Origin of the sequence: Pseudonocardia sp. (genome assembly GCF_050246655.1) — a bacterium.
Classification (GTDB): Bacteria; Actinomycetota; Actinomycetes; order Mycobacteriales; family Pseudonocardiaceae; genus Pseudonocardia.
Genome location: NZ_JBFWVQ010000008.1, coordinates 26,727 through 39,684, shown reverse-complemented (window position 1 = coordinate 39,684; position 12,958 = coordinate 26,727). Strand labels below are relative to the sequence as shown.

General features: G+C 74.3%; 14 protein-coding genes. 3 read left to right on the top strand and 11 right to left on the bottom strand.

Annotated elements, in window-relative coordinates; genetic code table 11:
• Positions 1–17 precede the first annotated feature (17 nt).
• The 6 genes from AB7J25_RS04750 to AB7J25_RS04725 form a co-directional block, all read right to left on the bottom strand.
• The gene (locus tag AB7J25_RS04750) at positions 18–1,565 is read right to left on the bottom strand and encodes a uroporphyrinogen-III synthase (RefSeq protein ID WP_428505407.1); all 1,548 of its coding nucleotides are present in this window, start codon (positions 1,563–1,565) and stop codon (positions 18–20) included.
• Positions 1,562–2,527 (bottom strand): hydroxymethylbilane synthase, encoded by a 966-nt coding sequence (gene hemC, locus AB7J25_RS04745; RefSeq protein WP_428505405.1) that lies wholly within the window; start codon positions 2,525–2,527, stop codon positions 1,562–1,564. The genes AB7J25_RS04750 and hemC overlap by 4 nt, the downstream gene beginning before the upstream one ends.
• Positions 2,524–3,933 (bottom strand): glutamyl-tRNA reductase, encoded by a 1,410-nt coding sequence (locus AB7J25_RS04740; protein ID WP_428505402.1) that lies wholly within the window; start codon positions 3,931–3,933, stop codon positions 2,524–2,526. The genes hemC and AB7J25_RS04740 overlap by 4 nt, the downstream gene beginning before the upstream one ends.
• Positions 3,930–4,721, bottom strand: a complete 792-nt coding sequence (locus tag AB7J25_RS04735; protein ID WP_428505400.1) for a redox-sensing transcriptional repressor Rex — start codon at positions 4,719–4,721, stop codon at positions 3,930–3,932. Before AB7J25_RS04735 ends, AB7J25_RS04740 begins: the two co-directional genes overlap by 4 nt.
• Positions 4,722–5,076: 355 nt before the next feature.
• On the bottom strand, positions 5,077–5,352 hold the full coding sequence (locus tag AB7J25_RS04730) for a glutaredoxin family protein (RefSeq protein ID WP_428505398.1): 276 nt from the start codon (positions 5,350–5,352) through the stop codon (positions 5,077–5,079).
• Entirely contained in the window at positions 5,349–5,480 is a 132-nt protein-coding gene (locus tag AB7J25_RS04725; RefSeq protein WP_428505396.1) for a hypothetical protein, read from the bottom strand. The genes AB7J25_RS04730 and AB7J25_RS04725 overlap by 4 nt, the downstream gene beginning before the upstream one ends.
• 619 nt (positions 5,481–6,099) lie before the next feature.
• On the opposite strand from AB7J25_RS04725, the gene AB7J25_RS04720 reads away from it, so the two are divergent.
• The 3 genes from AB7J25_RS04720 to AB7J25_RS04710 all read left to right on the top strand — a co-directional run bounded on the left by AB7J25_RS04720 (position 6,100) and on the right by AB7J25_RS04710 (position 9,309).
• Complete coding sequence (locus AB7J25_RS04720) at positions 6,100–6,687, top strand: sigma-70 family RNA polymerase sigma factor (protein WP_428505535.1); 588 nt, start codon at positions 6,100–6,102, stop codon at positions 6,685–6,687.
• A 175-nt stretch (positions 6,688–6,862) separates the two neighbouring features.
• On the top strand, positions 6,863–8,257 hold the full coding sequence (locus tag AB7J25_RS04715) for a DUF5667 domain-containing protein (protein WP_428505394.1): 1,395 nt from the start codon (positions 6,863–6,865) through the stop codon (positions 8,255–8,257).
• A gap of 164 nt (positions 8,258–8,421) precedes the next feature.
• The gene (locus AB7J25_RS04710; RefSeq protein WP_428505533.1) at positions 8,422–9,309 is read left to right on the top strand and encodes an HAD family hydrolase; all 888 of its coding nucleotides are present in this window, start codon (positions 8,422–8,424) and stop codon (positions 9,307–9,309) included.
• 18 nt (positions 9,310–9,327) lie between these two features.
• Here AB7J25_RS04710 and AB7J25_RS04705 read toward each other — a convergent pair whose 3' ends face one another.
• The 5 genes from AB7J25_RS04705 to proC form a co-directional block, all read right to left on the bottom strand.
• Positions 9,328–10,365 carry a lysophospholipid acyltransferase family protein gene (locus AB7J25_RS04705; protein ID WP_428505392.1) on the bottom strand — a complete coding sequence of 346 codons (1,038 nt, stop codon included), beginning with the start codon at positions 10,363–10,365 and terminating at the stop codon, positions 9,328–9,330.
• Entirely contained in the window at positions 10,362–11,420 is a 1,059-nt protein-coding gene (locus AB7J25_RS04700) for an NAD-dependent epimerase/dehydratase family protein (RefSeq protein ID WP_428505390.1), read from the bottom strand. The genes AB7J25_RS04705 and AB7J25_RS04700 overlap by 4 nt, the downstream gene beginning before the upstream one ends.
• A gap of 139 nt (positions 11,421–11,559) precedes the next feature.
• The gene (locus tag AB7J25_RS04695) at positions 11,560–11,661 is read right to left on the bottom strand and encodes a 30S ribosomal protein bS22 (RefSeq protein WP_010241351.1); all 102 of its coding nucleotides are present in this window, start codon (positions 11,659–11,661) and stop codon (positions 11,560–11,562) included.
• A gap of 96 nt (positions 11,662–11,757) precedes the next feature.
• Complete coding sequence (locus AB7J25_RS04690; RefSeq protein WP_428505388.1) at positions 11,758–11,958, bottom strand: helix-turn-helix domain-containing protein; 201 nt, start codon at positions 11,956–11,958, stop codon at positions 11,758–11,760.
• Between the two features lie 129 nt (positions 11,959–12,087).
• Positions 12,088–12,894, bottom strand: coding sequence for a pyrroline-5-carboxylate reductase (gene proC, locus AB7J25_RS04685; protein WP_428505386.1), 807 nt, complete (start codon positions 12,892–12,894; stop codon positions 12,088–12,090).
• Between the last annotated feature and the right edge of the window lie 64 nt (positions 12,895–12,958).

Sequence of the window (12,958 nt, the reverse complement as noted above, 5' to 3'; positions counted from 1 at the left end):
GCCCTCAGCGCGCCGGGTCAGCGGCGGCGGGCCTTCACCTTCCGCGGCGGCGGCAGGGCCCCCTCGGCACGCAGCTTCGCGGCGTGCGCGGCCAGGGCGTCCACCAGCGCGGGCACGCGCGCCTCTGCGGGCTGGACGTCGACGCGCAGGCCGAACTCGCGGGCCGTCTCGGCGGTCTGCGGGCCGATGCACGCGACGATCGTGCGGGCGTGCGGCTTGCCCGCGATCCCGACGAGGTTGCGCACCGTGGACGACGAGGTGAAGCACACCGCGTCGAACCCACCGGTCTTGATGGCCTCGCGGATCGGGGCGGGCGGCGGCGCGGCGCGCACGGTGCGGTACGCGGTGACGTCGTCGATCTCCCAGCCGCGCTCGCGCAGGCCGGCGGCGAGCGTCTCGGTGGCGATGTCGGCCCGCGGCAGCAGGACGCGGTCCACCGGGTCCAGGACGTCGTCGTAGGGCGGGAAGATCTTCAGCAGGCCCTCGGACGACGACTCCTGCGCCTCGGAGACGTCCGGCACGATCTCCGGGACGATGCCGAAGGCCGCGACCCGCTCGGCCGTCGCCGTGCCGACGCAGGCGATCTTGACGCCGGAGAAGGCGCGGGCGTCCAGACCGAACTCGGCGAACTTCTCCCACACGGCCTTGACCGCGTTGGTGGAGGTGAAGATCACCCACTGGTACCGGCCGTCGACGAGGCCCTTGACCGCGCGCTCCATCTGCGTGGGCGAGCGGGGCGGCTCGACCGCGATGGTCGGCACCTCCTCGGAGATCGCACCGTGGACGGCGAGGCGCTCGGTCATGGCACCCGCCTGGTCCTTGGTGCGCGGGACGAGGACGCGCCAGCCGTAGAGGGAGCGCGACTCCCACCAGGAGAGCTCGGAGCGCAGCGCCACCTCCTCCCCGACGGTCAGCACGACCGGTCCGGTGAGGTCCGCGGCACCCGCGGCCGCCGCGACGGTGCCGATGGTGGCCTGCACCGTCTTCTGGGTCGGGGCGGTGCCGCTCGCGGTGACGGCGACCGGGGTGTCCGCCGAGCGACCGTGCTCGACCAGCGCGGACGAGACCTCCGCCAGGTGCGCCGGGGCGGCGTGCAGCACGAGAGGCCCGGGGGCCGCGGCGAGCCGCGCCCAGTCCACCCCGCTGCCGCGCACGTCGGCCTCCGTGTGGGCCGAGCCGAGCGGGACGCCCGCGTACGCGGGGACGGCGGTGGCGGCCGGGACGCCGGGGACGAGGTCGAACGCGATGCCTGCCTCGGCGACCGCGCGGGCCTCGGCGACGACCGAGTCCGTGGTGAGCGGGTCGCCGGACACCAGGCGAGCGACCGAGCGACCGGACCGGGCGTCCTCGACCATGGTCTTGGCGACGTCGGCGGGCTCGCCGACGGCGGGTCGGGTCTCCGCACCCTCCGCGGCCAGGGCGAGGATCGCGTCGGGGACGTCCGGATCGGTCACGACGATCGGGGCTGCGGCGAGCGCGTCGCGGGCGCGCAGCGTCAGCAGGCCGGGATCGCCGGGGCCGCTGCCCACGAAGGCGATGCGTCCGGCGGTGGGGGGTGTGTTCATCCGTTGGCTCCCGATCCAGCATTCGTGGCGGCCGGCAGCGTGTCGCCGGCCAGGTCGAGAAGCTCGGCGGCGAGGGCGGCCCCCAGCTTCTCGGCGTTGTCGAGTTCTCCGGTGACGGAGGCGCGTACCAGCTCCCCGTCCGTGGTTCCGGCGACGGCCCGCAGCGACACCCGGTCGACGGCGCGGCCGTCGTCGTCGAGATCGCTGACGATGTCGGCGAGCGCGCCCACGGGCGCGCTGCAGCCCGCCTCCAGGGTGGCGAGGACGGCCCGCTCGGCGGCGACGGCGGCGCGCGTCGGGCGGTCCTCGAGGGTGGTGGCGAGGAAGTCCGCCAGCTCCCGGTCCTCCGCACGGCACTCGACGGCGAGCGCCCCCTGGGCGGGTGCGGGCAGCATCTGCAGCGGGTCCAGCAGCTCGGTGGCCTCGTCGATGCGCCCGAGGCGGCGCAGCCCGGCGGCGGCGACGACGACGGCGTCCAGATCGCCGGAGACGACCTTTCCGATCCGGGTGTCGACGTTGCCGCGGATCGGGACGAGCTCCAGGCCCAGGCCGAGGGCGGCGAGCTGGGCGATCCGCCGCGGCGACCCCGTGCCGACCCGGGAGCCGGGGCGCAGCTCGCCGAGCACACGCCCGTCCCGGGCGACCAGCGCGTCGCGCGGGTCCTCCCGCGGCGGGACGGCGGCGAGCACGAGCCGCGGATCCGGCGCGGTGGGCAGGTCCTTGTAGGAGTGGACGGCGAGGTCGCACGCCCCGTCCACCAGGGCGTCGCGCAGCGCGGAGACGAACACGCCGACACCGAGCTGGGTGACGGGCGCGGTGGACCGGTCGCCGGGCGTGCGGATCTCGACGAGCTCGACGTCGCGGCCCGCAGCACGGATCCGCTCGGCGATCAGGCCGCTCTGCGCGAGCGCGAGCGCGCTGGGGCGGGTACCGAGCCGCAGCGCGGGCGTGCGGACCGTCATCGGACGGGTTCCTCGTCGCCGTGGGGCAGCGGCGTGCCCGATGCCGCTGCGCGCCGCTCGCCGACGCTCGCTGCGGCCTCCAGCGCGGCGAGGACGTCGCCGCTGCGCTGGATGGCCATGGCGGCCGGGGTCTGCGGGTCCAGTTCGAACAGCTCGCGCAGCGCATGGGCGTAGCTGCTGCCGTCCGGCCCCTCGGCGAGGCGCTTGATCCGCACCGTGGGCGTGTGCAGCAGCTTGTCGACGACCCGGCGGACGGTGCGGGCGAACTCCTCGCGCACGCCCGGGTCGAGGTCGGGCAACCGCGACGCCAGGCGCAGCAGCTCGGCGTCGATCACCTCGGACGCGCGCTGGCGCAGCGCGGTGACGGTCGGCGTGACCTCCGCGGAACGCTGCGCGGCGAGGTAGGCCTGCGCCTCGGCCGCGACGAGCCGCTGGGCGCTCTCGACGGCCGCGCCCTGGGTGCGGTCGGAGAGGCGGCGCTGCAGCGCGGCCAGGTCCACGACGGTGACGCCCGGGAGCTCCGTGACGCGCCCGTCCACGTCCCGGGGCAGGCCGAGGTCGCAGACCGCGAGCGGGCGACCCGCACGCTGTGCGACGGCCGCCGCGACCGTGTCGCGGTCCACGACCGTTCCGACGGCTCCCGTGGAGACCACCATCACGTCCGCGTCGGCCAGCTCGACGGTGAGATCGCCCAGACCGCCCGCGCGGGCGGGCGTGCCGTGCCCAGCGGTGATGTCCGCGAGCCGCCGCGCGCGCTCCGGCGAGCGGTTCAGCACGACGATCTCGGACGCCCCGGCGCGGCGCAGGTGTGCGGCCGCGAGCGCCCCCATCGCCCCCGCCCCGACGACGACGGCGCGGCGGCCGGCCAGGCCCTCCAGCGCGACGTCGGCGTCGGCGAGCGCCTCGGCGACCACGGACGCCCCCGCCGCGTCGATCCCGGTCTCGGAATGCACCCGCTTCCCGACGCGCAGGGCCTGCTGCGCGAGCTCGTGCAGGACGCGCCCGACCGTGCCGGACGTGCGGGCGGTGGCGTACGCGGCCCGGAGCTGACCGAGGATCTGCGCCTCGCCGACGACCATCGAGTCCAGCCCGGACGACACCGCGAACAGGTGCTGCACCGCGGAACCGGCGTAGTGGACGTAGAGGTGCTCGGTGAGCTCGCTCATCGGGAGGCCGGCATGGCGGGCGAGCACCGCGGAGACGTCGCCGAGGCCGCCGTGGAAGGCGTCGACCACGGCGTAGACCTCGATCCGGTTGCACGTCGACAGCAGCACGGCCTCGCTGACATGGGCACCCTTGAGCGCCTCGTCGAGCAGCTTGGGGACCTCGTGCGCGCCGACGGCGGCGCGTTCCAGCACCTCGACGGGCGCGCTGCGGTGCGACAGCCCGACGACGAGCACGCTCATGACGTTCCTCCCGTGACACGGCGCCCCGCGCCGTTGATGGCGGCCGCGGCGGCCTGGGCGACCACGTTGAGGGGCCCCTCGGCGGCCGCCAGGTGCCTCCGGGCGACGTGGAAGGCCAGCACCTGCAGCTCGACCGCGAGGTCGACCTTGCGGACGTCCACGTCGTCGGGCACCTGGAGCACCGCGGGGGCGAAGTTGAGGATGCACCGCACGCCGCAGGCCACCAGCTGGTCGCACACGCCCTGGGCCGCCTGGCCGGGAGTGGCGATCATCCCGATCGTGACGCCGCGCTCGGCGCACACCCGCCGGAGCTCGTCGACGTGGTCGATGAGGATCCCGTTGATCCCGACCCCGACGAGGTCCGGGTCGATGTCGAAGAGGGCGACGACGGGGAAGCCGTTCCCGGCGAAGCCGGCGTAGCCGGCCAGCGCGTGGCCGAGGTTGCCGACGCCGACCAGGGCGACGGCCTGGCGCTGCGTGAGGCCGAGGCTGTGTTCGAGGTGGCGCAGCAGCGGGGCGACCTCGTAGCCGACGCCGCGGATGCCGTAGGAACCGATGTAGGAGAGGTCCTTGCGCAGCTTCGCCGGGTTCACGCCGCTGGCGCCCGCGAGCTCGTCGCTGGAGACCGTCTCCGTGCCCTGCTCGGCGAGCTCGCCGAGCACCCGCAGGTACAGCGCGAGCCGTACCACGCTCGCCTCCGGGACCGACCGGAGCGGGGAGCCGCCCGGGGCGACGGCTCCACCGATGCCCGGGTCGGAGCCGGGGCCGGCGTGCGGCGGCAACGTCACGGGCTGACTCCTCGAGTACATGGTGCGACGGTCGCCTCCGCGCTCGCGTCCGGAATCCCGGAGGGGCCTTGACGACGACCGGAAGTCACGGTAGCCGCTTGTGAAGGCACGCACAAAGTTGCGATCTTGAACCTCGACGTGCCCGCCCGGGTCCTCCCGGGCCCGGCAGACGCGCGTCGGCCGGTGGTCGCCTGCGGGCGCCCGCTCGCCGCACCGCACGCCCTGTGGCGTCGCTCACCGCCCGGGGAAGGTCACCCGGGTGAGTCCGTCCGGGAGCGGCCGGCGGCCCCGCGTGCCGCTGCCCGTTCGCGTGCCGCCGCCTGCCGCGCGAACGGCCCGCCGGCGCCCGGCCCGGTCAGCCGCCGAGCGCCGCCCGCAGCCGCGGCTCCTCGACGCGCCAGAAGCCGTGCTCGCGGCCGTCGACCATGATCACCGGGACGCGGTCGCCGTACTCGGCACGCAGCTCCGGGTCCGTGTCGACGTCGACCGCGGCCCAGCCCTGGCCGAGTTCGCCGCAGACGCGCTCGACGTCGCGTTCGGCGGCGACGCAGGCCGTGCAGCCGCTGCGGGTGTAGACGAGGACACGGACCTCGGCGGGGACATCGGCGGGGACATCGGCGGCGGGCGTCACAGGTCCTCCAGGGCCTCGACCCGGGACGGGTCGGCGATCGGCGGGTGGCGCGGACCGGCGATCGGCGGTCCGCGACGACCGGCGTACGGGCGAACGGGCGAGACGTGCCCGCACATGGTGCCGATCACGCTCCCGATTGTGACGCTGACCGCGCGTAGTGGCCCGCTCACCGGTTCCCCCACGCGGCGAACGGCGGTGCGGGTTCCCCCGTGGACGTCCGGTCGTATGCTCCGCCGCTACAGCTCGCTCAACGGACGAAGCCCCGAACTCGTCGCGCGAACTCACCCGAGGGAGTGGCATGCCCCCTGTCTCCAGACCGCACGTCCCCCGGCGTGCGACCGCACTTGGCCCGCGGGCCGGTCGGGAGGCATGACCGCTCCGATGCATCCGATCCGGTTGCTCCGCACCGAGACCACCCGCCCACCGGCGGGTGGGGAGGTACAGATGCCGTCGACCACCGCTCCCCGCGTCGGTCCACCCCCGCACCACCCCCCGCGTGCCGCAGCTGCACCGGCACCGGTCCGGGCCCCCGGGCCGCCACTGCCCGGGGGCCCGACACCCGCTCCGCCCGCCCCACCGGCCCGAGCGGCGCCGGGCCACCCGATGCCGGGCGGCCCACGCGACGGCCGGGCCGCTCCCCCTCCCGCCCCCGGGCACGTGACCGGCCACGCCGCGAGTCCCGCCGACGGGCGCCCGCTCCCCCTGCAGCGCCCGGTCGCCCCCGCCCCCGAACCGGCAGCCCAGGACGTGAACCCCGAGACGCTCCCCGACGACGGCGACCACGGCGCGGACCAGGGTGCGTGGGCACTCGTCAGGGCTTCGCAGGCCGGCGACATGGACGCCTTCAGCCTGCTCTTCGACCGCTACTACGACGTCGTCTTCCGGTACGTGCTGTTCCGGATGGGCGACCGCATCCTCGCCGAGGACATCACCCAGGAGACGTTCCTGCGCGCGCTGCGCCGGATCAGCTCGGTGAACTACCAGGGCAAGGACATCGGCGCCTGGTTCGTCACGATCGCCCGCAACCTGATCTTCGACCACGTGAAGTCGAGCCGGTACCGGCTCGAGACCACCACGGCGGAGATGGTGGAGATCTCACCGCCCACCGGCGGCCCCGAGCAGCAGGTCCTGGACGGCGCCACCAACGACGAGCTGCTGCGATGCGTCCGCAAGCTCAACCCCGACCAGCAGCAGTGCATCGAGCTGCGCTTCCTGCAGGGGCTCTCCGTGGCCGAAACGGCGCGCATCATGGACCGCAACGAGGGCGCCGTCAAGGCGCTCCAGCACCGCGCGGTCCGGCGCCTCGCCCAGCTCCTACCGGAGGGTCTGCGATGAACTCCGTGCATATCGACGGGGAAGTCCTCCCCGTTACGGTTGCGGCGAACGAACAACCCGATGCGATGAACGGTACCTGCCCCGTAACCCGGCGGCCCTCGGCTCGTTGTGTCGAGCGAGGTCAGCACGGCGCGGTGCCGAGTGGAAACGCAGGGATGCAGTGAGGACGGCCAACATGCCCGCCGAACGGGGCAAGGACGCAGCGGAGAGGTTCGCCGCGGCAGTGGACTCGGGGCGATCCCCCCTGTCCGCCGGCAGCGACGCCGATCTGGCACGCGAGCTGGCGATCGTGGCACGGCTGCGCTCGCGCGAGGGCACGCTGGCCTCGCACGACGAGGCCATGGCGATGCTGCGGTCCGGGACGGACGCCCACGCGCCGCGCGCCGACGAGAAGGCCCGGGCCAAGCAACGGCTCATGGCGATGCTCGCCGAGCGCAGCACACCCGAGCAGCCGGATGCGCCCGGCGCAGGCGGCCGGGTCGTCGCCTTCCCGGCCGTCACCGCGGCGGACCCGACCTCGCCGATCCCGACCGTCCGCGACGAGCCGGTCGCCGGGGAGGCCCGTGTCGAGGCCCTCGACGACCCGTACGACGACGCCTTCGACGATGCCCAGGAGGAGGCGGACGGATCCAGCGACACCCCGCTCGCCGCCGTCACCCCGCTCGCGGGCCGCTCGCGCCGCGGCCGGCACGCGCTGCCGGCGGCGATGAAGCGCGAGGCCATGGGCCGTGCCGGGCGCAGTCGGCTCGCCGGCGAGCGTCCCGGTATCGCCCGCCGCGCGGGCGTGGTCGGCTCCGCGGCGCTGTTCGTGCTGGTCGCGTTCACCGGCACGGGTGTGTTCGTCAGCCAGGACGCCCTGCCCGGCCAGACGCTCTACCCGCTCAAGCGGGCCGCCGAGGCCGCGAGCCTCGCGATGACGTTCGACGACGCGGAGCGCGCCCAACGCAACCTCGAGCTCGCGGCACTGCGGATCGGCGAGCTCGAACGGCTCGTCGCGCTGGGCGGGTCCGGGATCGATCCTCAGGTCGTGCGCGTGGCGATGTCGGAGTTCGACCTCGCCACCAACGAGGGATCGCGCGCGCTGCTGAGCGGCGGCGGCGACGACGCCCTGCACGCCTGGGCGGCGACGCAGTCGGCCCGGCTCTCTGCGCTCCGCCCGTCCCTGCCGGATCCCGCGCTGCCCGCCACGGACACCTCGCTCGCGCTGCTGGACGGCCTGATCGGCAAGGAGTCCCTGAGCTCCGACTCGCCCCGGACGGGAAGCGGCGCCGACAGGCCGGACCGGATCACCCCGCAGGGGCCCGTGCAGCGCAACGGTGCGCCCGGCGCGGGCACAGACTCCTCCGCGCACCCGGCCGATCCGTCGGCGACGCCCGAGGAAGGCCTCCCCGGCCTCCAGCCGGACGGCACGCCGCTCGTCACGGACCCGGAGAACCCGGCGACGGCCACGCCGCAGGACCCGGCGGCCACACAGGACACCCAGAACCCGCGCGTACCGCTGCCCCTGCCCGGCGCACCGGTCACGCTCCCGCCGCTGCTGCCCGGCATGCCGCCGCTCACAATCGGCTGATCGCGGCCGCTGCAGGACTGCGATGAGGGCCGCACCCGCACGGGTGCGGCCCTCATCGTCACCTAGGCTGGAGGCCCGCCCGGCGTGGGCGGATCGGTCGAGCGCGAGCGGGGGACGGGACGGTGACGGGCGAGGAGCGCAACGGGCGCGCCGAGGTGGCGGGGATCACCGAGGCCGCCGACGTCATCGTCGCCGCGACCGCCGACGATCCTGCGGTCCGCGCCGGGGAGGCATCGGCCGCCGCGGCCGTCGCCGCCGGGGAGAGCCCGCCGGACGTCCCGCTGACCGATCTCACCGCAGCGGCGTTCTTCGACGTCGACAACACGATGATGGTCGGTGCATCGATCTTCCACTTTGCCCGGGGGCTCGCGGCACGCAAGTTCTTCACCACGTCCGATCTCGTGGGCTTCGCCTGGCAGCAGGTGAAGTTCCGCGTCGGGGGCCGGGAGACGAAGTACAGCACCACCACCGGACGGGACACGGCGCTGTCGTTCGTCGCCGGGCGCAGCGTCGCCGAGGTTCTGGCCCTCGGCGAGGAGATCTACGACGAGCTGATGGCGGACAGGATCTGGGCCGGCACGCGCGCGCTGGCGCAGATGCACCTGGACGCGGGCCAGCGGGTCTGGCTCGTCACCGCCACGCCCGTCGAGCTGGCACTGATCATCGCGCGGCGGCTGGGGCTCACCGGGGCGCTCGGCACCGTCGCGGAGAGCGTGGACGGCCACTACACGGGCCGGCTGGTCGGCGAGATCCTGCACGGCCCGGCGAAGGCGCACGCGGTGCGGGCGCTGGCCGCGACCGAGGGGCTGGACCTGCGCCGGTGCACGGCCTACTCGGACTCCATCAACGACGTGCCGATGCTCTCCGCCGTGGGCACCGCGGTGGCGGTCAACCCGGACTCGCAGCTGCGCGATCTCGCCAAGCAGCGGGCGTGGCAGGTCCGGGACTTCCGCACGGGCCGCAAGGCCACCCGGATCGCGGTCCCGTCCGTGCTCGGCGCGGGCGCGGTCGCCGGGGCGGTGGCGGCCGGGCTGGCCTACCGCAAGAAGTAGCTCCTTCCCGCGGAAGCGCTACCCGAGGAAGGCGCTGCGCCGCTGCGCGAGCAACCGATAGAGCGTGTGCTGGATGGTCTCGCGCACCTGGTCGGTGAGGTTGAACACGAGCATCGGGTCCTCGGCGGCCGCGGGTCCCAGCTCGTCCGTGCGGATCGGCTCACCGAACTCGATGTACCACTTGGACGGCAGGGGCACCGCACCCAGCGGCCCGAGCAGCGGGAACGTCGGCGTGATCGGGAAGTACGGCAGGCCCAGCAGCCGGGCCACGGGGGTGAGCTCGCCGATCTTCGGGTAGATCTCCTCGGAGCCCACGATGGAGCACGGGATGATCGGGACGCGGGTGCGCAGCGCTGCGGAGACGAAGCCGCCGCGTCCGAACCGCTGCAGCTTGTAGCGGTCCGCGAACGACTTGCCGATGCCCTTGAACCCCTCGGGCCACACCCCGGCCAGCTCACCGGTGCGCAACAGGCGCTCGGCGTCGGGGTTGCAGGCCAGCGTGCTGCCCTGCTTGCGCGCGATCGAGCCGATCAGCGGGGTGCGGAACACGAGATCGGCACCGAGCATCCGCAGGTTGCGCTGCGCCGGGTGCTCGTCGTGCAGCGCGACGGCCGTCATCATCGCGTCCAGCGGCAGCGTGCCGGCGTGGTTCGCGACGACGAGCGCACCGCCGGTGTCCGGTACGTGGTGCATGCCGATGGTCTCGACGCGGAACCAGTGCCGGTACAGCGGGCGCAGCACGGGCAGGATGACGTGCTCGTTGAGGTCGCGGTCGAAGCCGAACTCGTCCACCGTGTAGTCGCCCTCGACGCGCCTCCTCAGGAACGCGAGCGCCTCCTCCAGCGCCTGCTCCCAGGCGGCGGGCTCGGCCTCGGGCGCGGGTTCGGGCTCCGCCACCGCGATCGGGCGGGCGGGTCGCCGTACGGCCCGGCCCCGCGGCTCCGCACCGAGGCGCCAGCGGCGGTTCTCCCCGTCCGGGCGCAGCGGGATGACCCGCGCCCCTTCTGCGGCCCGCACGCCGACCGCCGATCCGTTGCGCCCCTCCGGCACGGTCATGTCCTCTCCGGCGACTCACGTCGCATGCAACGGGCCATGTCGAGCACGCAGCGTTCCAGCGACTCGACACGGGCGGGCGAGACGACCGGGTTCAGGCCCCGGCCGCGGACGAAGTCGTCGAAGGCCTGCATGGTGGTCCACCTCGGTTCGAAACCGAAGCCCTCACGCAGCCTGGTGGTGTCGACGACCCGGCCGAAGTTGAGGAAGCGCATCTGCTCGGGCGAGAAGTCCACGAGCCCGGCACCGCGGAAGAGCCTGCTGACCGGCCCGACGGCGAGGCCAGGGACCGGCACCGGGACCCGCCCGGCCCGGCGGATGGCCTGCGACAGCAGCAGCACCCCGTCCGCAGCGACGTTGAACACGCCCGGGAGGTCCTCGGCGGTCGCCCGCTCCAGGACGGCGAGCGCGTCCTCCTCGTGCAGGAGCTGCACGCGGGCGTCGTAGCCGAGCACCGTCGGCACGACCGGCAGCGCGAAGTAGCGGGTGAGCACGGTCTCGATGCGGGGGCCGATGAAGTTCGCGAACCGCAGCACGGTGACCGAGACGTCCGGGCGGCGGCGGCCGAAGCCCCGCAGGTAGCCCTCGATCTCGACGGTGTCCTTGGCGTAGCCGCCCGACGGCATGTCCTTCGGCGTCGTGGCTTCGTCGAAGAGGGCCGGGTCGCGCGGGCTCGACCCGTAGACCGCCGTGCTGGACTTCAGCACGACGCGGCGCACCGACGGTGCCTTCTGGCACGCCGCGAGCAGCTGCATCGTGCCGATGACGTTCATCTCCTTCATCACCGTGCGCCCCCCGGACGAGCCGGGGCTTGCCGACAGCGACGCGTGCACGACGGTGTCGACGTTCGCGTTCGCGACGACCTTGGCGATGAGGGGGTTGCGGATGTCGGCCCGGACGAACTCGGCGCGGCCCATCCGGCGCAGCATGTCCCGCGACGGCGGGACCGTGTCGACGCCGAGCACGCGGTCGATCCCCGGATTGGCAGCCAGCCGGGCAGCCAGGTGCCCCCCGAGGAACCGGCTGACGCCGGAGACGAGTACGACACTAGGGGTCACAAGCAGAGCCTCACGAAAGACGTTCGACGTGAGTGCCCGATGCTAGACCGATCCGCACCACGGCCACGACACGGTGTGACCAAAGGATCGCAGGCCCGATCCGGGCGGTGCGGCGCGATGCCCACCGCCCGGGACCGCCCTACTTGCCGAGCTTGCGACGCTGCACGCGGGTCTTGCGCAGCAGCTTGCGGTGCTTCTTCTTCGACATCCGCTTGCGGCGCTTCTTGATGACCGAACCCATGCGTCGACGTCCTCCTGGATCGAACCGGATGTGCGGCGCCGGGACCCGCGCCGGAGGTCCCGGCGACCGCCCGCCGGCGCGCGCGTCGGGCCGAGTCTATCCGGCGTCGGACCAGACCGTGCGCAGGTACTCCTCCACCGCCGAGCGGGACACCCGGAACGACCGCCCGTCGCGCACCGCGGGGAGCTCGCCGGAGTGCACGAGCCGGTACACCGTCATCTTCGAGACCTGCATACGCGCCGCGACCTCGGCCACCGTCAGGGTGCCACCCAGCCGGGCGATCTCTTCCGGTGCCATCCGACCTCCTGGAGGTCACGGGCACCGATCCCACCTTCGGCGCCGACCGCCGGTCAGCCTAGCGTTGACCGTCACGCGGTGGACACGGACCCCCACCCGTCCGGGGGACTGATTGGCGCGTATCGGTGATCAGCTCGTGGGGCGCCCCAGTTCCACCGATCGGTCCCGGGCGGCCTCGATCGCGTCGATCAGCGCCGCCCGGACGCCGTGGCGTTCCAGCTCCCGGATGGCCGCGATGGTCGTACCCGCCGGCGAGGTGACGGCCTCGCGGAGGATCACCGGGTGGTCGCTGGACTCGCGCAGCATCCGCGCGGCACCGAACGCGGACTGCACGATGAGGTCCGCGGCCACCGCCCGCGGCAGCCCCAGCAGGATCCCCGCGTCGATCATGGCCTCGACGAGGAAGAAGAAGTAGGCGGGCCCCGAGCCGGACAGCGCGGTGACCGCGTCCTGCTGCGTCTCCGGCACCCGGACGACCCGGCCGACCGCGCCGAGCATCTTCTCCACCGCGATGAGGTGCTCCTCGGTGGCGTGGGTGCCGGGCGACACCGCGCTCATCGCCTCCCCCACGAGCATCGGGGTGTTCGGCATGACCCGGACGACGGACGTCCCGGTGGGCAGCACCGCCTCGAACCGGGAGGTCGGCAGGCCCGCGCACAGCGACACCACGGCGGTGGCCGGCTTCAGCGAGGCCGCGAGCTCGTCCAGCACGGGCGCGATGTCCTGCGGCTTGACCGCCACGACGACCATCTCGGCCTCCGCCACCGCGGTGGCGATGTCGGCGGAAGGGACGCCCAGCCGCGCGGTCAGCTCCGCGGCGCGCTCCGGATGCCGCTCGCTGAACACGAGGTCGGCCGGGGCACGCCCCGCCGCGAGCAGGCCCGCCAGCAACGCCTCACCGATCTTGCCTGCCCCGAGCACCGCGATCCGAGTCATGCGGGCACCGTAGCCGGGGTGCCCCCGTCGAGAACGACGATATGCAGCGTCCGGGGGCCTCCCG